16 protein-coding genes are annotated in these 20,107 nt (G+C 72.4%); 2 read left to right on the top strand and 14 right to left on the bottom strand.

What is annotated here, in order from left to right; genetic code table 11:
* Positions 1–112 precede the first annotated feature (112 nt).
* The 4 genes from OG406_RS26425 to OG406_RS26410 form a co-directional block, all read right to left on the bottom strand.
* Positions 113–1,921: an LCP family protein gene (locus tag OG406_RS26425; protein WP_329188117.1), complete on the bottom strand. Its 1,809-nt coding sequence runs from the start codon at positions 1,919–1,921 to the stop codon at positions 113–115.
* A 20-nt stretch (positions 1,922–1,941) separates the two neighbouring features.
* A complete protein-coding gene (gene nadD / locus OG406_RS26420) occupies positions 1,942–2,670 on the bottom strand; it encodes a nicotinate-nucleotide adenylyltransferase (RefSeq protein ID WP_164370765.1) in 729 nt (242 codons plus the stop codon).
* Between the two features lie 69 nt (positions 2,671–2,739).
* Positions 2,740–2,901: a hypothetical protein gene (locus OG406_RS26415; protein WP_179165234.1), complete on the bottom strand. Its 162-nt coding sequence runs from the start codon at positions 2,899–2,901 to the stop codon at positions 2,740–2,742.
* Positions 2,902–3,081: 180 nt separating this feature from the next.
* Entirely contained in the window at positions 3,082–3,240 is a 159-nt protein-coding gene (locus OG406_RS26410; protein ID WP_179165235.1) for a hypothetical protein, read from the bottom strand.
* A 102-nt stretch (positions 3,241–3,342) separates the two neighbouring features.
* Between OG406_RS26410 and OG406_RS26405 the strand changes: the two genes are divergently transcribed.
* Positions 3,343–4,500 carry a M48 family metallopeptidase gene (locus tag OG406_RS26405; protein WP_443067105.1) on the top strand — a complete coding sequence of 386 codons (1,158 nt, stop codon included), beginning with the start codon at positions 3,343–3,345 and terminating at the stop codon, positions 4,498–4,500.
* Between the two features lie 37 nt (positions 4,501–4,537).
* On the opposite strand, the gene OG406_RS26400 is transcribed toward OG406_RS26405, so the two are convergent.
* The 5 genes from OG406_RS26400 to proB all read right to left on the bottom strand — a co-directional run bounded on the left by OG406_RS26400 (position 4,538) and on the right by proB (position 9,661).
* Positions 4,538–5,605, bottom strand: a complete 1,068-nt coding sequence (locus OG406_RS26400) for an SCO2583 family membrane protein (protein ID WP_266613654.1) — start codon at positions 5,603–5,605, stop codon at positions 4,538–4,540.
* Between the two features lie 124 nt (positions 5,606–5,729).
* The gene (locus OG406_RS26395) at positions 5,730–6,338 is read right to left on the bottom strand and encodes an SCO2584 family spore wall biosynthesis protein (RefSeq protein WP_266613656.1); all 609 of its coding nucleotides are present in this window, start codon (positions 6,336–6,338) and stop codon (positions 5,730–5,732) included.
* A 214-nt stretch (positions 6,339–6,552) separates the two neighbouring features.
* A complete protein-coding gene (locus OG406_RS26390) occupies positions 6,553–7,839 on the bottom strand; it encodes a glutamate-5-semialdehyde dehydrogenase (RefSeq protein WP_164370761.1) in 1,287 nt (428 codons plus the stop codon).
* Between the two features lie 61 nt (positions 7,840–7,900).
* Positions 7,901–8,359 (bottom strand): hypothetical protein, encoded by a 459-nt coding sequence (locus tag OG406_RS26385; RefSeq protein WP_164370814.1) that lies wholly within the window; start codon positions 8,357–8,359, stop codon positions 7,901–7,903.
* Positions 8,360–8,554: 195 nt separating this feature from the next.
* Positions 8,555–9,661 (bottom strand): glutamate 5-kinase, encoded by a 1,107-nt coding sequence (proB, locus tag OG406_RS26380; protein WP_266613658.1) that lies wholly within the window; start codon positions 9,659–9,661, stop codon positions 8,555–8,557.
* Between the two features lie 486 nt (positions 9,662–10,147).
* Here proB and OG406_RS26375 point away from each other — a divergent pair, with 486 nt between their 5' ends.
* Entirely contained in the window at positions 10,148–12,265 is a 2,118-nt protein-coding gene (locus OG406_RS26375; protein ID WP_329188113.1) for a hypothetical protein, read from the top strand.
* Between the two features lie 225 nt (positions 12,266–12,490).
* Here the strand turns inward: OG406_RS26375 and obgE are convergent, their stop codons facing one another.
* The 5 genes from obgE to OG406_RS26350 all read right to left on the bottom strand — a co-directional run bounded on the left by obgE (position 12,491) and on the right by OG406_RS26350 (position 20,086).
* Complete coding sequence (obgE, locus tag OG406_RS26370; protein WP_164370758.1) at positions 12,491–13,927, bottom strand: GTPase ObgE; 1,437 nt, start codon at positions 13,925–13,927, stop codon at positions 12,491–12,493.
* Between the two features lie 187 nt (positions 13,928–14,114).
* The gene (gene rpmA, locus OG406_RS26365) at positions 14,115–14,369 is read right to left on the bottom strand and encodes a 50S ribosomal protein L27 (RefSeq protein ID WP_164370757.1); all 255 of its coding nucleotides are present in this window, start codon (positions 14,367–14,369) and stop codon (positions 14,115–14,117) included.
* A 16-nt stretch (positions 14,370–14,385) separates the two neighbouring features.
* A complete protein-coding gene (gene rplU / locus OG406_RS26360) occupies positions 14,386–14,706 on the bottom strand; it encodes a 50S ribosomal protein L21 (RefSeq protein ID WP_081221565.1) in 321 nt (106 codons plus the stop codon).
* A 319-nt stretch (positions 14,707–15,025) separates the two neighbouring features.
* Positions 15,026–19,036: an Rne/Rng family ribonuclease gene (locus OG406_RS26355; RefSeq protein WP_329188110.1), complete on the bottom strand. Its 4,011-nt coding sequence runs from the start codon at positions 19,034–19,036 to the stop codon at positions 15,026–15,028.
* A gap of 261 nt (positions 19,037–19,297) precedes the next feature.
* Positions 19,298–20,086, bottom strand: a complete 789-nt coding sequence (locus OG406_RS26350) for a TIGR03936 family radical SAM-associated protein (RefSeq protein WP_164369342.1) — start codon at positions 20,084–20,086, stop codon at positions 19,298–19,300.
* Positions 20,087–20,107: the final 21 nt, after the last annotated feature.

The raw sequence follows: 20,107 nt of genomic DNA, 5'->3' as shown, positions 1-20,107 counted from the left end.
ACGCGGCTTTCCGTCGGCGGTCAGTAATGACTCAAGGGTCTCACGGACCGCCGAGGACCCCCCACGCGTTTCCCGCGACCACGCCCCGGGCTGCCCCGGGGCGTGGTCGCGGTCACCCCTTGGGCGCCGTGTCGACCTTGTAGTCCTGGCCGAGGACGACCGAGACGTCGGCGTTGTTGGTGACCGTGCCCTTCTTGACCGTGCTGGTCGGCAGCCCCAGCGTCTTGGCGACCTCCACGGCGTCGTCCTTCTTCGCCGCGTCGCCGTAGGTGATCTGCGACACGCTCTGGGCCGCGCCGGCGGATCCGGCGTCCAGGTAGGTGTAGCCGCCGTTGACCAGGACGACGCGGGCCTGTCCGGTGGCCGCCTTGTCGCCGGTGGCGTTCTTGATGCCGACGCGGACCGCGGCGTCGGCGTCCGGGCTCTTCGCCGTACCGCCGAGGATGTCCTTGATCACGCTGCTGGAGGCGCTCTCGCCGAGGGTGCCGTCCTGCTGCACGGGGAGCAGCGCGGTCTTGTAGTCGCCGCCCTTGGCGAGGTCGGCGAGCTTGGAGAGGAAGGCGCCGAGGTCCTGGTCCGTCAGGGACGGGTCGAGGATCTGCGCCAGCGTCTGCACGGTGGTCGTCGCGGCCTGCTTGTCGGAGGACAGCTTGCGCAGCACTCCCTGCATGACCTGGCCGAACCGTTCCAGCTGCGCGTTCTGCGCCTCGCCGGGGGCCCGGTAGGTGGCGTAGGCGACGGCCATCTTGCCGCTGAGGGTCTGGTCCGCGCCCTTCTTGACGAGCGGGGCCTCCCCCTTCTTCTTGGACTCGGGGTCCGGCACGTCGGCGTTGGTGGTGATGTCCACGTTGCCGACGAGTTCGACGAGGTTGTTGAGGTAGGGGGTGTCGAGCCGCCAGGTGCCCTGGATGTTGGTGCCGAGCACGGTGTCGACCGCGTCCCGGGTGCCGGACGAGCCGTCGCTGTCGACGGACTTGGCGAGCGTGGTCGTCGAGCCGTCGTCGTCCGTCAGGGCCAGCGCGTTGGGCAGCAGGACGGTGGTGCCCTGCCGGGTGGTGGTGTTGTCGACGAGCAGTGCCGTGGAGGTCCCGCCGCCCTTGGTGTTGTGCAGGTGGACGACGATCACGTCGCGCTTCTGGGCGGTGACGGCCGTGCTGGTCCCCGGCCTGGCGTCCGAGGAGGTGCCGGGCAGCTTGCCCGCGTACCAGAGGTAGCCGGCGCCTCCGACGACGACGAGGGCGAGGACCACGACGAGCGCGACGACCCGGCCGCGCGCGCGGCGCCTGGCCTCCTCGCGGCGCTCGGTGCGGTTCTCGGTGAACTTCAGCCAGTCGATGACGTCCTCGGACTCGGCTTCCGGTTCCTCGACGAAGGCGAACTGCTCGGTGCGGTAGTCCCGGTCGGCGCGCAGCGGGCTGTCGTCGTCCTCCTGGGGCCCGGCCTGCTGCGGGATGTACGCGGTCTGCTCGGCGACGACCCGGGGCTGCTGACCGGTGCCCGCGCCCTGCCGGCCGTAGGCGTCGTACCCGGTCCCGGCGGGCCCGCCGGCGCCGGGCGCACCGGTGCCGTAGGCGTCGTGGGAGCCGTAGGGCTGGGCGCTCGGCTGCCGGCCGGTGTCGTAGGGCGACACCGTGGGCTGCTGTCCCGTGTCGTACGGGGACGCCGTCGGCTGCTGACCGGTGTCGTACGGGGACGCCTGTTGCTGCTGCCCCGTGTCGTACGGCTGGACGGGGTGGACGGGCTCCTGGGTGCCCGTCGCGTAGGGGTCGTAGCCGTAGCCCTGTTGCTGCTGGGCGCCGTAGCCGTCGTACCCCTGGGCAGGCTGCTGCGGCACCTGCCGGTACACGGGCTGCCCGAACTCGTCGTAGCCGACGAGTTCGTACGGATCGCCGCCCGTGTATCCGTCGTATCGGTCGTTCACCGGGTGCCCCTCTCGGCTCACTAGCCGCGGTACAGCTCACGCTTGTCGATGTAGCGCACCACACCGTCCGGCACCAGATACCAGACGGGATCGCCCTTGGCGACTCTCGCACGGCAGTCTGTGGACGAGATGGCGAGCGCGGGAACCTCGACGAGCGAGACACCGCCCTCCGGGAGCCCCGGGTCGGTCAGGGTGTGGCCGGGCCGGGTGACCCCGATGAAGTGCGCGAGGGAGAACAGCTCTTCGGTGTAGCGCCAGGTGAGGATCTGGCCGAGCGCGTCGGCGCCGGTGATGAAGAAGAGGTCCGCGTCGGGATTGAGCGAGCGCAGGTCGCGCAGGGTGTCCGTGGTGTACGTCGGCCCGCCGCGGTCGATGTCGATGCGGCTCACCGAGAACTGCGGGTTCTCGGCGGTCGCGATGACCGTCATCAGATAGCGGTCCTCGGCCGGGGTGACCTTGCGGTCGGTCTTCTGCCACGGCTGGCCGGTCGGCACGAACACGACCTGGTCGAGGTGGAACTGGGCGGCGACCTCGCTGGCCGCCACCAGGTGACCGTGGTGGATCGGGTCGAACGTGCCGCCCATGACGCCGAGACGGCGCTTGCCCGGATTCGAGGGCCCGCCCCTGGGACCGGCCGTCAGCCGCTTCGCCGCGCTGCCGGCCGTGCCGCTCGCGCCGTCCGTGGCGGCGCCGTCGGCGCCGCTGCCCGTGTCACTCGCCGGACCGGTAGGCATGTCCTGCTCTCCCATGCGTGCAGACCCTACCGGCCCGGCCGACGGGCTCCGGCCGACAGGGGCCCCGGACGGGGCCGGTGGGGCTCAGCGGTCGCGGTTGAAGCGCGTGGTGATCCACAGCAGCAGGAGCAGGATGACCAGGGCGCCGCCGCCGGTCAGGTACGGGCTGAGGCTTTCGTGGTTGCCGCCGTTCTCGCCCTCGGCGGCGACGGTGACCAACTGGGCGGCGGTGCTGTGGAAGCTCATCTCGGCAGACCTATCCGATGAGGGTCCCCCCGCTCGAGCGAAGTCGAGTGTGGGGAGGGCGGGATAAAGACGTCGGCTCATCGTATGCGGGCGCCCCGGCCGCGAACACGCCGACTCCGCCGTTGGGGACGCCGGTTGCCGTGACCGCCCCGCCGGGGCCGGTGGCCGTCCCGTGCCGGATCAGTCCTCGCGCTTGTACCCGCGCAGCAGGAACCAGGCGGCGAACACCACGCCGATGACCATGACGACGAGCACGACGCGGAGCAGATTGCCCGGGCCCTGCTTGTCCGCCGCGTGCGCGGCTTCCGTGAGCCAGCCGGCTGCGGGAATGTGCTCCATGACGTACGACTCCTTCGCTGTACTGCCCGTCCACGGTATCTCCGCCTAGGCTGGGCCCTGCCTCGGGGGCACACAAGGCATTCAGGCACACAGCAGACGCACATGGGGGAAGACATGTCCGACGGCGACCGGCAGCAGAACGGGCACGAGAAGGTGCCGAGCAGGCAGCGCAGGCGCTTCGAGGGGATCTCCTCGCGGGCGTACGAGCACCCGGCGGACCGCTCGGCCCTGGTGGCCCTGCGCCGGCTGAGCGGCTTCGACACGGTCTTCAAGGCGCTCAGCGGTCTGCTGCCCGAGCGGAGTCTGCGGCTGCTGTTCCTGTCGGACTCGGTGCGGGTCTCGGACGCCCAGTTCGCGCACCTCAACGACATGCTGCGGGACGCCTGTTACATCCTGGACCTGGAGAAGGTCCCGCCGATGTACGTGAACCAGGACCCGCAGCCGAACGCCATGTGCATCGGCCTGGACGACCCGATCATCGTGGTGACGACCGGCCTCGTCGAGCTGCTGGACGAGGAGGAGATGCGGGCGGTCGTCGGCCACGAGGTCGGCCACGCGCTGTCCGGTCACTCCGTCTACCGGACGATCCTGCTGTTCCTCACCAGCCTCGCGGTCCGGGTCGCCTGGATCCCGCTGGGCAACCTCGCGATCATGGCGATCGTGACCGCGCTGCGTGAGTGGTTCCGCAAGTCGGAGCTGTCCGCGGACCGCGCCGGCCTCCTGGTCGGCCAGGACCTGCGGGCCTCGATGCGCGGCCTGATGAAGATCGCGGGCGGCAACCACCTGCACGAGATGAACGTGGACGCCTTCCTCGCGCAGGCCGAGGAGTACGAGTCGGCGGGCGACCTGCGCGACTCCGTGCTCAAGATCCTGAACGTGCTGCCCCGTACCCACCCCTTCACCGCGGTCCGCGCGGCCGAGCTGAAGAAGTGGGCTGAGTCCCGCGACCACCAGCGGATCATGGACGGCCACTACCCGCGGCGCGACGAGGACAAGGACACCTCGGTGTCGGACTCGTTCCGGCAGTCGGCGGCCAGCTACGCCACCGACATGAAGAACTCCAAGGACCCGCTGATGAAGCTGGTCAGCGACATCGCGGGCGGCGCGGGCGACCTCGGCGGCCGGGTCCGGCGCGGCTTCGGCGGCTTCGGCAGCGGCACGGACAGCGCGGCCGGCAAGGACAGCGGCAGCAGCGGCAAGGACGGCGGGGCGGGCGGCACCGGCGACACGGGCGACGAGGGCACCGACAGCCGCGGCTGACCGCCCGGCGCCGGGCGGCCGGTGGCCGCCTCGCCGGCTACAGCTTCGGCTGCGCGCTCCTGGCCAGGGTTCCGCAGAGGGCCGTGGCGCTCCCGGTGGCGTACGGGTCGGTGCCGGCGGGGCCGCCCGCCCTGGCCGTCTGGCCCGCGAGCAGCGGGTGCAGCCGGCTCACGGAGTCGTCGGAGCAGGTGAGCGGGCCTGCCTGGACGTACGACACCGCCAGCTCGGCCTGGTGCATGCGCAGGTCGTCGCGGTCGAAGCGGAAGTGCAGTTCGCGCCGGACGGTGAACAGGGACGCCTTCGCCCGGGCGTCCCCGCCGGCCGGCCTGAGCGCGTAGACGAAGGTGTGGTCGGCGATGACCTCCAGGGTGTTCGCGTCGAACTCCGCGGCCTGGAGGGTGCCCTGGACCCGGATCCGCTGGTCGGCGAGCCGGGCCCGGGTCGCGTCGAAGCGGACCAGCCAGCCGGTCGGCGCGTGCCGGCCGTCGGCGAGCGGGTGCTCGAAGCTCTCGTCGAACTGGTCGAGCTGGCGCGGGTCGAGCAGGATCCGCACGGGCCGGGTGGCGCCGCCGGTCAGGACGCTCGGGTCGAGGGCGGACTCGACCAGGTAGTCCTTGGCGGTGGTCAGGGCGCTGACGACCTGGCTGTCGGAGAAGTGCGCGGTACGCCGGGACGCGGGCAGGGTGATGCCGTCGGCGCCGATGCGGAACTGCGCGGCGGGGCTGTCGGCGTACAGCTGCTCGGGGTCGGTGGAGCCCGGCACCGGGGTCTGCGGGGCGAGCGGGATCACGGTCATCCGCAGCGGTTCGGCCGACTGGGTGGTGGGGGTCTGGTACGGGTGGCGCACGCCCATGTAGATCGCGGTGCCGAAGGCGATGGCGATCAGCAGGACGAGGACCAGCGCCTGGCGGGACAGTCCGCGCCGCAGGGGTGGCCGGCGGCGTACGGCCGGGCTGTGGTCGGCCATGCGTTCCTGGGCGGAGAACTCCTGGAGACGGGCAGCACGGACGAACGACTCGTCGAAGACGACGGATCGGTATTCGTCCTCTCCACCGGCGGGGGCGCCCTCGGGTGTCCCCTCAGGTGGGTCTCCAGGCCCGCCCATACCTTCAGAGTAGGTCTCCGGGAGCCTCGGTAAACGCTGCGGTGTGCGACAAGTTCTGACAGGTTCTCACCAGGACGGCCACGCTGTTCGAGGGATCGTCACGGCTCCGCCGGGCCCCTCGGCGTCAGGGGGTCCGCGGCACCGCGGAGACGGCCGGGTGGGAGTAGTCGGCCGAGGCGGAGGGACCGGTGCCGGTGACCTTCTCACGGCCCTGTTCGAGGCCGGTGGAGGCGGGCGGGGGTATCTGTTCGTCGTGGGCGCCGGAAGCGCCCCGGTAGACCGCGGTGAAGGCCAGGGCGACCATGCCGACGCCCATGACGAGGGCGAGGATCCAGGCGACCGGACGGTGCCAGCGCGCGTGCTTGCCGTAGATCCGGCCGTACGTCCCCGGAGCGCCGTAGCGGCCTTCGAGGAGGTCGTTGTCGTCGAGGTCGTCCAGGTCGGGATCGTGGCCGAAATCGCCGTGGTCGTCCGGCCCGAAGCCGTCCTCGTAGTCGTCGGAGCGCAGGCCGCGGGCGTGCGCCCGGCGCGCCTCGGCCTCGGACGCCTCCGCGCGGGCCTGCGCGGCGGAGAGCAGTCTCTCCACGGCGGTCGGCTCGTGGATCACCGCCGCCCGGACGAAGTCCTCGTCGAAGACCACGGAGGCGAACTCTTCGTCCGCACCCCCGCGGTCACGGTTGTCGTCGGGCTCCCAGCCGTCAGGGAACGGCGTGCCCCCCACGTCCTCCGGCACGGATCCAGAGTAGACCTGGGGGGTCAATTTGGGCAGACGGTACGGAAATTCATCCACCTGACAAGACGCGCCGGGCGTCGTCGGACGGTCCCGCACCACCCGTCGCACGCCCCGTGCGCCCCCGTGGGCCCGCGGGTTCGCCCCATGGGCCCCGGGTGCCCCGGGCGCCCCCGGGATCCCGGGGGCGCGGCGGTGCCGGCGGATCAGCGGCCGATCAGCGGCGGATGTGGCCGTCGCCGGTGACGATGTACTTCGTGCTCGTCAGCTCCGGCAGCCCCATGGGGCCGCGTGCGTGCAGCTTCTGCGTGGAGATGCCGATCTCGGCGCCGAAGCCGAACTGGCCGCCGTCGGTGAACCGGGTGGAGGCGTTCACCGCGACCGTCGTGGAGTCGACCAGCTGTGTGAAGCGGCGGGCGGCCTGCTGCGAGGTCGTGACGATGGCCTCGGTGTGGCCGGAGCTCCACAGCCGGATGTGGGTGACGGCCCGGTCGAGGGAGTCGACGACGGCCGCGGCGATGTCGTACGACAGGTACTCGGTGTCCCAGTCCTCGGCGGTGGCCTCGACGACGGTGGCCCTGGAGTCCTTCGCGTAGGCGAGGACGCGCTCGTCCGCGTGCACGGTCACACCGGCGTCCGCGAGGGCGTCGAGGGCGCGCGGCAGGAACTCTGCGGCGATGTCCTGGTGGACCAGGAGGGTCTCGGCGGAGTTGCAGACGCTCGGCCGCTGGGCCTTGGAGTTGATGAGGATGTCGACGGCCATGTCGAGGTCGGCCTGGGCGTCGACGTACACGTGGCAGTTGCCGGTGCCGGTCTCGATGACCGGGACGGTGGACTCCTGGACGACCGTGCGGATGAGGGACGCGCCGCCGCGCGGGATGAGGACGTCGACCAGGCCGCGGGCGCGCATCAGCTCGCGGACCGACTCGCGGCCCTCGCCGGGCACGAGCTGGATGGCGTCGGCGGGCAGTCCGGCGCCGCCCACCGCGTCGCGCAGGACCCGCACGAGGGCGGTGTTCGACTCGTAGGCGGAGGAGGAACCGCGCAGCAGGACCGCGTTGCCGGACTTCAGGCAGAGGGCGGCCGCGTCGACCGTCACGTTCGGGCGGGCCTCGTAGATGATGCCGACCACGCCGAGCGGGACGCGGACCTGGCGCAGGTCGATGCCGTTCGGGAGCGTCGAGCCGCGGACGACCTCGCCGACCGGGTCGGGCAGCGCCACGACGTCCCGGACGTCCGAGGCGATGGCGCGCACCCGCTCGGGAGTCAGCGTGAGCCGGTCGACGACGGTCTCGCTGGTGCCGGCCTCGCGGGCCTTCGCGATGTCCTTGGCGTTGGCGGCGACGATCTCGCTCGTACGGACCTCGAGCGCGTCCGCGATCGCGAGCAGCGCGTCGTCCTTCTCGGACCGCGGCAGGGGCGCCAGGTCGGCGGCGGCGGACTTCGCGCGGTAGGCGGCCTGGGTGACCGGGGACATCGAGTCGTACGGCGAGAGCGTGGTCATGAGGGAAGCGTAGTGCGCCGGGCACGACGGTTCAGCGGTTGTCCCACACCCCGAGACGGGCTCAAAAGGGGTGAACTCCGACGGGGGTCGCGGGCAGCGGTCCGTACCCCTCGGCGATGCGCTGGTGGTAGGTCTCGCGGTCGATGACCTCCAGGCCGACGATCTCCCAGGGCGGGAGTTTGGCGGTCTGCCGGTGCTCGCCCCACAGGCGCAGCGCGACCGCCGCCGCGTCGTGCAGGTCGCGGGCCTCCTCCCAGTAGCGGATCTCCGCGTGGTCGTTGGCGTACCGGCTGGTCAGGAGGAAGGGGTGGTCGTGCGCGAGCTGTTCGAGGCCGCGCCTGACCTCGGTCAACGGTGCCTCGCCGCCGGAGACGCTCAGCGTGACGTGCCACAGCCGGGGCTGTTCGGCGGGCTGCTCGCCCTCGTAGGTGTCGCCGGCCGCGACGCTCGTGAGGGCTCGCTCCTCGCCTGCCGCACGGGAGGCGGGACCACCGCGGGACGCCGCCGCCCCAGGGCGCACTCGTCTCACGACGGCCTCCTTAACCCGATGGTCGTACCGAATCCCGGACTCTCCCTGTCACAAAGTTGAGCAGGTGAGAAGCCGTCGTGTGGCGGTTTTACGGAACGTCCCCCGGTGGGGGCGGCGGAATCAGCCGTTTACGGGTGTAGCGGACAGTCGATCCGGGGTGCGGCCGGGGACGCCGGGGCGGGTGACTCAGGGGTTGAGCAGGGCGAGGTCGTCGCGGTGGACGACCTCGCGCTCGTAGGCGGGCCCCAGTTCCCGTGCCAGCTCCCGGGTGGAGCGGCCGATCAGTTGGGGGATCTCCTTGGCGTCGAAGTTGACCAGCCCGCGCGCGACGGCCCGGCCGGTGCTGTCGCGCAGTTCGACGGGGTCCCCGGCGGTGAACTCGCCCTCGACGGAGGCGATGCCCGCGGGCAGCAGCGACTTGCGCCCCTGGACGACCGCGCGGACGGCGCCGTCGTCGAGGGTGAGCGCGCCCTGCGGGGTGGAGGCGTGCTGGAGCCAGAGCAGCCGGTCGGCGGAGCGTTTGCCGGTAGCGTGGAAGTAGGTGCCGGTGTCCCGGCCGGCGAGGGCGTCCGCCGCGTGGACGGCGCTGGTCAGCACCACCGGGATGCCGGCGGCCGCGGCGATTCCGGCCGCCTCGACCTTGGTGGCCATGCCGCCGGTGCCGACGCCGGCCTTGCCCGCGCTGCCGGTCTCGACGCCCGCGAGATCGGCGGGGCCGCGGACCTCGGCGATCCGCGAGGTGCCGGGCCGGCTGGGGTCCCCGTCGTAGACGCCGTCCACGTCGGAGAGGAGGACGAGCAGGTCGGCGTGGACGAGATGGGCGACGAGCGCGGCGAGGCGGTCGTTGTCGCCGAAGCGGATCTCGTCCGTGGCGACGGTGTCGTTCTCGTTGACGACCGGGAGGGCGCCCATCGCGAGCAGCTTGTCGAGGGTGCGCGAGGCGTTGCGGTGGTGGGAGCGGCGGCTGGTGTCGTCGGAGGTGAGGAGCACCTGCCCGACGCGGATGCCGTAGCGGGCGCAGGAGGCGGTGTAGCGGGCCACCAGGAGCCCCTGGCCGACGCTGGCGGCGGCCTGCTGGCGGGCGAGGTCCTTGGGGCGGCGGCGCAGCCCGAGCGGCGCGAGTCCGGCGGCGATGGCTCCGGAGGAGACGAGGACGATCTCGCGCGCGCCGCCGCCGTGCGTCTTGGCGAGGACGTCCACGAGGGCGTCGACCCGGTCGGCGTCGAGGCCGCCGGAGGCGGTGGTGAGCGACGAGGAGCCCACCTTGACGACGATCCTGTGGGCCTCGGCCACGCCCGCCCGCACCGCATTCCTTGCCGCTGACACGCCATCCCCAATGTTCCGACCAGCCCGGTGTCTGCAATCTACGCGAGCGGGCCTCCCCGGCGGTTCCGCGTTCCGACGGGCGGACGCCCACGGTTCCCGGGCGGCGACGGAGCGTGGTCGCCGGAGCCCGCCGATCGATGAGGCGCGGGTGCGGGGGCCGTGCGGGGCGGGGGCTCCGGGGCCTGCCGGACGGAGGTCCCGAGGTGGCCGTCGGCAGGATTTCCGGGTGGCTTCCGGAGGGCTCGCCGAGCGGCGTCCGGCCAGTCGGCACACGGCCTGCTGAGGGCTCGCTCACAGAGTCTCCGGGCATTATGTGCCCTATGCAGTGATTGTTCCCACGGAAGATTGCTAGCCGGGTCTTCAGGTCATACGGTCAGTCGTCGGCCCTCTGTTGGTGACAGCTCGGCCGCACGATCCCCCATCCGCTGCATCCCCCTCGCAGGAGCCCAGCCCGTGCCCTCCGCAGGCCTCGCCCCCCGTCGCATCGTGCAGCTTTCCGCGCTGCTCGCGATGTTCGCCTTCCTCACGGCCCAGATCGTCTCCGCGCTGCTGCCGAACGTCCCGGTGTTCGTCGCCGCGAGTGCGGCGGGTCTCCTTCTGGACGTGTATCTGCAGTACCGCGACCCCGGTCTGCTCTCGCTGCTCGGCAAGGTCCGCTTCGACATCACCGTCCGCCAACTGCTGCGCGACATGCTGATCATGGTGGGGCTGCTGCGGATCGACGGCATCAACCCGACGCACGAGCAGGCGCCCCTGCTGATCGCGATATGCGTCCTGTACGCCCTGCACTTCGCCTGCCACGCCGTCTCGGTCCTGGTGCGCCGCACACGTACGCTGCCGATCGTCACCCGCAACATCGACGCGTCCGCACTGCGTCTGAGCGCCGCGCCGCCGCGCATCCTGGCCCGCCGCCAGGGTCACCGGCTGCTGGCCCTCTCCGTCCCGGCGACGGCTGGCCTGCTCGTCACCGCCGCCACCACGAACGCCCTGTGGGGCGGCATCGGCGAGGGCGTCGCCATCGCGCTGGCCCTCGGCGGCATCGTCCACCTCGGCACCTGGCTGCTTCCCGGGAAGCGCGCCAAGAACGAGGCGAAGGTCATGGAGTGGGTCGACTCGTGGCTGGAGGAGTACCAGCCCACCGTCGCCATGTACTTCTCGGGCGGCACCACGTCCGCGTACCAGGCCAACATGTGGCTCTCGACGCTGTCGCAGATCGACGCCCGGCCGCTGATCGTGCTGCGTGAGCGCTTCATGGTGCAGAAGATCGACGCGACCGACGTCCCGATCATCTGCTTCCCCAAGGTCTCCACGATGTTCTCGCTGGAGAACTCGACGCTGAAGATGATGCTGCACCCGGCGAACGCCGCGAAGACCTCCCAGGTCCTGCGCATCCCCACGATCAAGCACGCGTTCATCAACCACGGCGAGAGCGACAAGCTGTCCTCCTGCAACCCGTACGCCAAGGCGTACGACGAGGTGTGGGTCGCCGGTCCCGCCGCCCGTGAGCGGTACGCGCTCGCCGAGGTCGGCGTCGAGGACAAGAACATCGTCGAGGTGGGCCGGCCGCAGCTGACCCCGATACGCCTCTTCTCGGGCCCGCCCACGGGCACGTACACGACCGTCCTCTACGCCCCCACCTGGGAGGGCTGGGACGGCAACCCGGGCAACACCTCGGTGGTGCTGGCCGGCGAGAACATCGTGCGCCACCTGCTCGCCGACGAGGGCGTGCGCCTGCTGTACAAGCCGCACCCGATGACCGGTTCCGTCGACCCGCGCGCCGGTGCGGCGAACGACCGCATCATGGCGATGATCCGCGAGGCCAACACCCGGCGTTCCGGAGCCCGTCCCGGCCCGGAGACCGCCGCCGAACTGGCGCGCCGCACGGCCGAGTTGGACACCCTGACCTCGACCGCCTTCCGTACGAGCGCGGACGAGATGGAGCGCATGCTGCTGCAGGGCGCGCCGCGCGGCGACCGCGAGGCGGAGATCGGCCGGGCCACGGCGGCGTGGGGGGCGGCCTTCTGGGCGTCCTTCCCGGAGTGGGAGCACCAGATCGTCACGGGCCCGCGTCCGGCGATCTTCAGCTGCTTCAACGAGGCCGACCTGCTGATCAGCGACGTCTCCTCGGTCGTCTCGGACTGGCTGTCCAGCGAGAAGCCGTACGCGGTCGCCAACACCTCGGGCCTGCCGGAGGCGGCGTTCCGCGCCGGGTTCCCGACGGTGTCCGCGGGCGCGATCCTCTCGCCCTCGGCCGACGGCGTCCCGGCCCTCCTGGACGCGGTCCGTCACCCGGAGCGGGACGCGTTCACGGCGGCCCGCGCCGAACTCAAGGAGCACCTCCTGGGCCCCTCGGACCCGCCGTCGCTGGCCCGCTTCGACGCGGCGATCGCGGAGCTGTGCACGAAGGCGGACGAGCGCCGGGTGCGGATGACCGCGCGGCTCGCCGCGGAGATCCCCTCGCAGCGCGGGGCGGCCGAGGACTCCGCGCACGAGTCCGAGCAGGGGCTCGGTTCCGACGCGGACTCCTCGGACAGCGAGGACCACGGCGCCGAGGACTCCGTCAACGCGTGACGCGGCGCGGCTGAACAGGGCCGAGCCAGGAGGAGGGCCGGCGACTCGACACGAGTCGCCGGCCCTCTTTCCGTGCGCTCCCCCGGACCGGTGGCAGCACGGGGCGCGCCTGACGCTCCGCCCGGTGCCCCAGGCCGCGACAGCAGCGCGGGCCCGGCCTCCGGAGAGGTCGGGCCCGCGCTGCTGTTCTCGCTGTTCCTGGGGGGACGGCTCGTGGCCGTCCGGCTAGAACGGCTCGAAGTCGTCGTACTCCTTCTGCGACTCGTCCCGCTCGGCCTGCTGGTCGCGGCGGCGCTGGGCGGCGGGGCGCGGGGCCTCGAAGCGGTGGTCCTCACCGCGGCGGCCCAGCATCTCGGCACCGGCCATGACGGTGGGCTCCCAGTCGAAGACGACCGCGTTGTCCTCGGGGCCGATGGCGACGCCGTCGCCGGAGCGGGCGCCCGCCTTCATCAGCTTCTCCTCGACACCGAGGCGGGCGAGCCGGTCGGCGAGGTAGCCGACGGCCTCGTCGTTGCTGAAGTCGGTCTGGCGCACCCAGCGTTCGGGCTTCTCGCCGCGCACGCGGTAGAGACCGTCCTCCTCCTGCGCGACGGTGAAGCCGGCGTCGTCGACCGCCTTCGGACGGATGACGATGCGGGTCGCCTCCTCCTTGGGCTTGGCGGCACGCGACTGGGCGACCACTTCGGCGAGGGCGAAGGACAGCTCCCGCAGGCCCATGTGGGCGACCGCGGAGACCTCGAAGACGCGGTAGCCGCGGGCCTCCAGGTCGGGGCGCACCATCTCGGCCAGGTCCTTGCCGTCCGGCACGTCGATCTTGTTGAGGACGACCATGCGGGGCCGCTTGTCCAGGCCGCCGTACTGCGTCAGCTCCTCCTCGATGATGTCGAGGTCGGAGATCGGGTCGCGCTCGGACTCCAGGGTGGCCGTGTCCAGGACGTGGACGAGGACGCTGCACCGCTCGACGTGGCGCAGGAACTCGAGGCCGAGGCCCTTGCCCTGGCTGGCGCCGGGGATGAGGCCGGGGACGTCCGCGATGGTGTAGACGGTCTCGCCCGCGGTCACGACGCCCAGGTTCGGGACGAGGGTCGTGAAGGGGTAGTCCGCGATCTTCGGCTTGGCGGCGGACAGGACGGAGATGAGCGAGGACTTGCCGGCGCTCGGGTAGCCGACCAGGGCCACGTCGGCGACGGTCTTGAGCTCCAGGACGATGTCCAGGAACCCGCCGGGCACACCGAGCAGCGCGAAGCCGGGCGCCTTGCGGCGGGCCGAGGAGAGGGCCGCGTTGCCGAGGCCGCCGCGGCCGCCTTCGGCCGCGACGAACGAGGTGCCGTGTCCGACGAGGTCCGCGAGGACGTTGCCCTCCTTGTCGAGGACGACCGTGCCGTCCGGCACGGGCAGGATCAGGTCCTGGCCGTCCTTGCCGGAGCGGTTGCCGCCCTCGCCGGGCCTGCCGCTGGTGGCCTTGCGGTGGGGCGAGTGGTGGTAGTCGAGCAGCGTGGTGACGGACTGGTCGACGACCAGGATCACGTCACCGCCACGGCCGCCGTTGCCGCCGTCCGGGCCGCCCAGCGGCTTGAACTTCTCCCGGTGTACGGAGGCACAGCCGTGACCTCCGCTACCCGCGGCGACATGCAGCTCGACGCGGTCCACGAAGGTGGTCATGTGGGGTGCCTCCAGCACTTCGGTACTTCTTGTACGTACGGAATGTCTCTTACGTAACACGCGAAAGGCGGACCCTCTTCCCGTGGGGGAAGTGAGGTCCGCCTCGCGAAGAACTCTGTTCTGCGGAGCCTGGGCCCCGAGGCACGGGTCCGTCCGCGGGGGACGGATCAGCCTCGACGGGACTGGATCAGGCGACCGGAACGATGTTCACGACCTTGCGGCCACGGTGCTTGCCGAACTCGACCGCACCGGCGGCCAGCGCGAACAGCGTGTCGTCCTTGCCACGGCCGACGCTGACGCCGGGGTGGAAGTGGGTGCCACGCTGGCGGACCAGGATCTCACCGGCGTTGACGGTCTGACCGCCGAAGCGCTTCACACCGAGCCGCTGAGCGTTGGAGTCGCGACCGTTCCGAGTGGACGATGCGCCCTTCTTGTGTGCCATGTCTCAGTCCCTACCCTTACTTCGCAGCCGCGGGGATCTCAGTGACCTTGATCGCCGTGTACTGCTGGCGGTGGCCCTGACGACGGCGGTAGCCGGTCTTGTTCTTGTAGCGAAGGATGTCGATCTTGACGCCCTTGTGGTGATCCACGATCTCGGCCTGGACCTTGATGCCGGCCAGGACCCAGGGGTCGCTCGTCACGGCTTCGCCGTCGACAACGAGCAGGGTCGAGAGCTCGACCGTGTCGCCAACCTTGGCAGTGGAAATCTTGTCAACCTCAACGATGTCGCCGACAGCAACCTTGTGCTGGCGACCACCGCTGCGCACGATGGCGTACACGCGGATCTCTCTCTCGCTCGGGAACGGCACCCCCGCAGTCCAGTCGCCCGGGAAGGAACACGGGCAACCTCTCCCGGCCACCGGAGTGCCCGGGAGGAAGAAAGGTTTACGGGGATGTGGCGTGTCGATGGACACGCCGACGGTCCAGGTTACGAGACCGTCCCCACCGGGGTCAAACCGGCCCGGGCTCGGCCGGAGACCGCCGTGACGCAATCGGCGCGGGCCCCCGACGCGGCGCGGGCCCGGCCGGTGGGCCGGGCCCGCAAACCAGTGTGGTCCCGCCCCGAGGGGCGGGACCACACGCGGGTCAGGGGCTGGGTCAGCCCTCGTCGGCCGAGGCCGTGACGGCGGGAGCGGTCTGCTCCGCGGCCACGGTCTTCTTCGCCGTGGACTTGGCGGCCGTCTTCTTGGTGGTCGCCTTCTTGGCCGTGGTGGTCTTCTTCGCGGCCGTCTTCTTGGCCGCCACGGTCTTCTTGGCGGCGGCCTTCTTGGCGGGCGCCTTCTTGGCCGCCGTCTTGCGCGCGGTCTTCTTGGCGGCCGGCGCGTCGGCGTCGGCCTCGGCGGCCTCCGTCCCGGCGGGCTCGGCGACCGGCTCGGCTGCGGCCGACGGGACGACCGTGACGGCCGCCTCCTCGGACGCGGTCGGCGCGGTGGCCTTGCGGACCGCACGGCGGCGCGGGCGGGCCGGAGCGGCGCTCTCCGCCACCGGCTCGGGCGTCGGCTCGGCCGCGGGGGCCTCGGCGACGGGCGCCGGAGCGGGCTCCGTGACCGTCACCACGGTCTCCTCGGCCTCCTTGGGCGAACCGGCGGGCGCCGACACCTTCCGGGTCGCACGGCGGCGCGTACGGCCCTTGGGAGCGGCGTCCTCCTCGGCGACGGCGGCCACGGGGGCCGGGGTCTCCTCGACGGGCGCCTCGACGACCGGCTGCTCCGCGACCTGCCGCACGGCGACCGGCGCCTCGACGACCGGGTCCTCGACCGCGGCCGGCTCGGCCTCGGCGGCCTCACGGGACCGGGCGGCCGCCCGCTCGGCCCGCTCCTCGCGGCGGCTGCGGGGAGCGCGCTCCTCGGCCTTCGGCGCACCGGCCGGAGCCGACGCGCGCCGGGTGGCGCGACGCCGCGAACGGCCACGGCCCGCGGCGGCCTCCGCCTCGGCGGCGCTGCCGTACAGCTCCTCGTCCGGCTGGAAGTCGGGCTCGACCGCGACGGGCGCGGCGACCTCGGCGGCCACCTCGGCCTCCGTCTCGACCGTCTCCGGCTCCTCGGCCGTCTCGTGGTCGTGGTCGTGGTCGTGCTCGTGCACCTGCTCGGCGCCACCGCGGCCGCGCTTCTTGCGCTTGCCGCCGCCACCGACGGACGTCGGCTGCTCCATGTGCACGATGACACCGCGGCCGTTGCAGTGGACGCAGGTCTCGGAGAACGACTCCAGCAGGCCCTGGCCGACCCGCTTACGGGTCATCTGGACCAGGCCCAGCGAGGTCACCTCGGCGACCTGGTGCTTGGTGCGGTCACGGCCCAGGCATTCCAGCAGGCGGCGCAGGACCAGGTCGCGGTTGGACTCCAGGACCATGTCGATGAAGTCGATGACGACGATGCCGCCCAGGTCGCGCAGCCGCAGCTGGCGCACGATCTCCTCGGCCGCCTCCAGGTTGTTCCTGGTCACGGTCTCTTCGAGGTTGCCGCCCTGGCCGGTGAACTTGCCGGTGTTGACGTCGACGACGATCATCGCCTCGGTCTTGTCGATCACCAGCGAACCGCCGCTGGGCAGCCAGACCTTGCGGTCCAGCGCCTTCATCAGCTGCTCGTCGATCCGGTACGTCGCGAAGACGTCGACCTCGGAGGTCCACTTCGACAGGCGCTCGGTCAGGTCGGGCGCCACGTGCGCGACGTAGCCGTGGATGGTGTCCCACGCCTCGTCACCGCTGACGATGACCTTGGAGAAGTCCTCGTTGAAGATGTCGCGGACGACACGGACGGTCATGTCCGGCTCGCCGTAGAGCAGCGTCGGGGCGTTGCCGCTCTTCGCCTTCTTCTGGATGTCCTCCCACTGCGCCTGCAGACGCTCGACGTCGCGGCGCAGCTCGTCCTCGCTCGCGCCCTCGGCGGCGGTGCGCACGATGACGCCCGCGTCCTCGGGGACGATCTTCTTGAGGATGGTCTTCAGACGCGCGCGCTCGGTGTCGGGCAGCTTGCGGCTGATGCCGGTCATGGAGCCCTCGGGCACGTACACGAGGTAGCGGCCCGGGAGGGAGACCTGGCTGGTCAGACGCGCGCCCTTGTGGCCGATCGGGTCCTTGGTGACCTGCACGAGGACCGACTGGCCGGACTTGAGGGCGGACTCGATGCGGCGCGGCCCGTGGGCCATGCCGAGCGCCTCGAAGTTGACCTCACCGGCGTAGAGCACGGCGTTGCGGCCCTTGCCGATGTCGATGAAGGCGGCCTCCATCGACGGCAGCACGTTCTGGACCTTGCCCAGGTAGACGTTGCCGACGTACGAGGTCGACTGCTCCTTGTTGACGTAGTGCTCGACGAGCACGTTGTCCTCGAGGACGCCGATCTGGGTGCGCTCGCCGCTCTGGCGGACGACCATGACCCGCTCGACGGCCTCACGGCGGGCCAGGAACTCGGCCTCGGTGATGATCGGGACGCGGCGGCGGCCCTGCTCGCGGCCCTCGCGGCGACGCTGCTTCTTCGCCTCCAGCCGGGTCGAGCCCTTGATGGACTGGACCTCGTCCTGGGCGTCGCCGTGCCGCTCGTCCTTCTTGCTCCGCGGCTCGCGGACCTTGACGACCGTGCGCTCGGGGTCGTTGTCGCCCGCCTCGCTGTCGCCACCGGAGTCACCGGCGCGACGACGGCGGCGGCGCCGGCGACGGCTGCTGCTGGAGCCGCCCGACTCCCCGCGCTCGTCGTCGTCGGACTCCTCGGCGTCCTCCTCGACCTGCTCGGCGGTGTCCTCGGCGTCCTGCGCGGCCTGCTCGGCGGCCTCGTCCTCGTCGCCGGAGTAGGCGGACTCGTGCTCCGAGTCGCCGGAGTCACCGCGACGACGGCGACGGCCACCACGACGACGGCGACGACGGGAGCCCGCGGACTCCTCCTCGCCGTCGTCACCCTCGGCGGTGTCCTCGGCGTCCTCGGCGGACTCCTCGACCTCCTGGACCTCCTGGACGTCCTGGACGTCCTGCGGCTCCTCGGCGGCCACGGTCACCGGCTCGTCCTCGACGGCCCGGCGACGGCGGCGGCTGCGACGACCGCCGGTGGGCTCCTCGACGGCCTCGGCCGACTCGGGGGCCTCGACGGGCTCGGGCGCCTCGGTGCTCGCTCCGGCCGCCTCGGCTGCGGCCGCGGCGGCGGCGCGCTCCGGCGTCTGGAACATCGGCTCGGTGAACACCGGCGCCTGGAAGACGGCGACGGCGGGACGGCCGGGACGCCGCGAGGAGTCGTCGGTCTCCTTCGGCGCGGGCGCCGAGAAACCACCGGCGGCCTTACGGGTGGCGCGGCGGCGGCCACGACGCGGGCCTGCGTCCTCGGCGGGTGCGGCGTCGGCGGCCTCGGGACGCTCGGACTCCGCGGGCTTGCTCTCGCTGGTCACGGGCGCCTCCACACGCTCGTCGGCGGGCTCGCCCTCGGGCGCGGCGGCCGGGGCGGAGACGCGCCGGGTGGCACGGCGACGGGTGGCGCGGCGGGGAGCTGCTTCCTCCTCCACCTCCGCCTCCACCGTCTCGGCGGGTGCCTCGGCCTGCACCGGGGCGGCGACGGGCTCGGCGGGAGCCGTCACGGTCTCGGCGGCCTCGGCGGCGGCGGGCGCGGCGACCCTGCGGGTGGCGCGGCGGCGCGTGCGGCCGGCGGGAGCGGGCTCCTCGACGGGGGCCGGGGTCTCCTCGGCCGCCTGGGCGGCGGGCTCGGCGACGGCCGCCGGGGCGGGCACCACGGTCTCGGCGATCTCGGTGGCCTCATCGGCCACCGGCACACCGGCGGGGGCCGAGACACGGCGGGTGGCGCGGCGGCGCGAACGGCGCGGTGCGGCGTCCTCGGTGTCGGCCGCGGGAGCCTCGGCCGCTGCGGCCCGGGCCGCCTCGTCCGTCTCCTCGGCCTCCGGGTCCACGAGGTCCGTGGCCGCGGTGGTGGGTTCGTCCGCGACGGATGCGGCGGACGCGACGGCCGGTATGGCCGGCGCGGTGGTCTCGGCCGCGGCCTCGGAGGCGGCGGTCGGAGGACCGGCGGGGCGCGACGCGGCACGGCGGCGGCGCCGCGGCGGCAGGGTGTCGCTGGGGCTGTTGTTGTTGTCGCCGGCGCCCGTGGAGGGCTCGGCGGCTTCGGTCGGCTCGAGCATGCGGGTGGATCTCCCGTCAGGCTCCCGGGCGCCGCGCCTGGTCCGGCAGTGCCGGTGACGTCCGCGGCTCGCGCGATGCGCGGTGCCGCCGTCCGGGGCGCGGGCGCCGCACGGGAGCTCTCTGTGTCCTGTCTCGCCGGTTCCGTACGCCATGTGTGCGTACGGCCTGGCGAAAGTCTTCTGGTGGGGTGCGCTGCCCGACCCAGGTGGCTCCCGGATACGAGGGCGGCGCTACGACGTGCGTCCTTACGCGGGACTTCCCTACGCCGACGCCTTCGCGGCGGCAGTTTCGGCGGCCCCTGTGCGATCGGCTGGGGCGGCTGCGACTGCCTCGCGGTCGGGCGCGAGCGGGTCGGTCACCGTGCCGGTCTCTTCATCGAACAGCCCCTGCGCCAGCCTGGTCACCGCTGCGGCGACCGGCGGCGCCAGGTCGGCCACGGCGCGAAGACCGGACAGGACGTCGTCGGGTCGAACGGCAGGCGTCACGTGCCGAACAACCAGCCGCAGTATCGCACAGGCCTGGTCGCTCGGCCTATCAGCCTGGGGACCGTGCGTCCCGGGGACCGTCTCAAGACCCGCCACGGCGCTCCGGGCATCGAACGTCCGTACGCCATTCTTGGTCTTGCGGCTGACCTCGACGGTCTCGGCGGTCATGAACGCCGCCACCGCGCGCTCCGCCTCGGCCGGTTCCACGCCGTCGAGCCGCAGCTCCCACACGGAAGCCGTGAGCCGGTCGGCGAGACCCGAGGTGCGGGCCTCCACCGCCTCGATGATGTCGAGGCCCGAGGGCATCGACTCGTCGAGGAGCTCGCGCAGCCTCTCCGGGTCGCGCGCCTCGGTGAGCGCGATCTCCAGGTACTCCGCCTCGCTGCCCGTGCCGGTGGGTGCGGCATTGGCGTACGACACCTTGGGATGGGGCGTGAACCCGGCCGAGTACGCCATCGGGACGGCGGCACGGCGCAGGGCACGCTCGAAGGCGCGCTGGAAGTCACGGTGGCTGGTGAACCGGAGGCGGCCGCGCTTGGTGTAGCGCAGTCGGACGCGCTGCACCGCGGGAGCGGGAGGCGGGCC

Origin of the sequence: Streptomyces sp. NBC_01428 (genome assembly GCF_036231965.1) — a bacterium.
Taxonomy (GTDB): Bacteria; Actinomycetota; Actinomycetes; order Streptomycetales; family Streptomycetaceae; genus Streptomyces.
This window is presented reverse-complemented; position numbering and strand designations above follow the sequence as displayed.

Coding starts and splice junctions, on each gene's coding strand:
- OG406_RS26390 (WP_164370761.1), bottom strand. CDS start 7,839: ATGACCACGCTCTCGCCGTACGACTCGATGTCCCCGGTCACCCAGGCC.
- nadD (WP_164370765.1), bottom strand. CDS start 2,670: ATGGGAGAGCAGGACATGCCTACCGGTCCGGCGAGTGACACGGGCAGC.
- rpmA (WP_164370757.1), bottom strand. CDS start 14,369: ATGGCACACAAGAAGGGCGCATCGTCCACTCGGAACGGTCGCGACTCC.
- OG406_RS26405 (WP_443067105.1), top strand. CDS start 3,343: ATGGGGGAAGACATGTCCGACGGCGACCGGCAGCAGAACGGGCACGAG.
- obgE (WP_164370758.1), bottom strand. CDS start 13,927: ATGACCACCTTCGTGGACCGCGTCGAGCTGCATGTCGCCGCGGGTAGC.
- OG406_RS26415 (WP_179165234.1), bottom strand. CDS start 2,901: ATGAGCTTCCACAGCACCGCCGCCCAGTTGGTCACCGTCGCCGCCGAG.
- OG406_RS26410 (WP_179165235.1), bottom strand. CDS start 3,240: ATGGAGCACATTCCCGCAGCCGGCTGGCTCACGGAAGCCGCGCACGCG.
- OG406_RS26355 (WP_329188110.1), bottom strand. CDS start 19,036: ATGCTCGAGCCGACCGAAGCCGCCGAGCCCTCCACGGGCGCCGGCGAC.
- OG406_RS26400 (WP_266613654.1), bottom strand. CDS start 5,605: ATGGGCGGGCCTGGAGACCCACCTGAGGGGACACCCGAGGGCGCCCCC.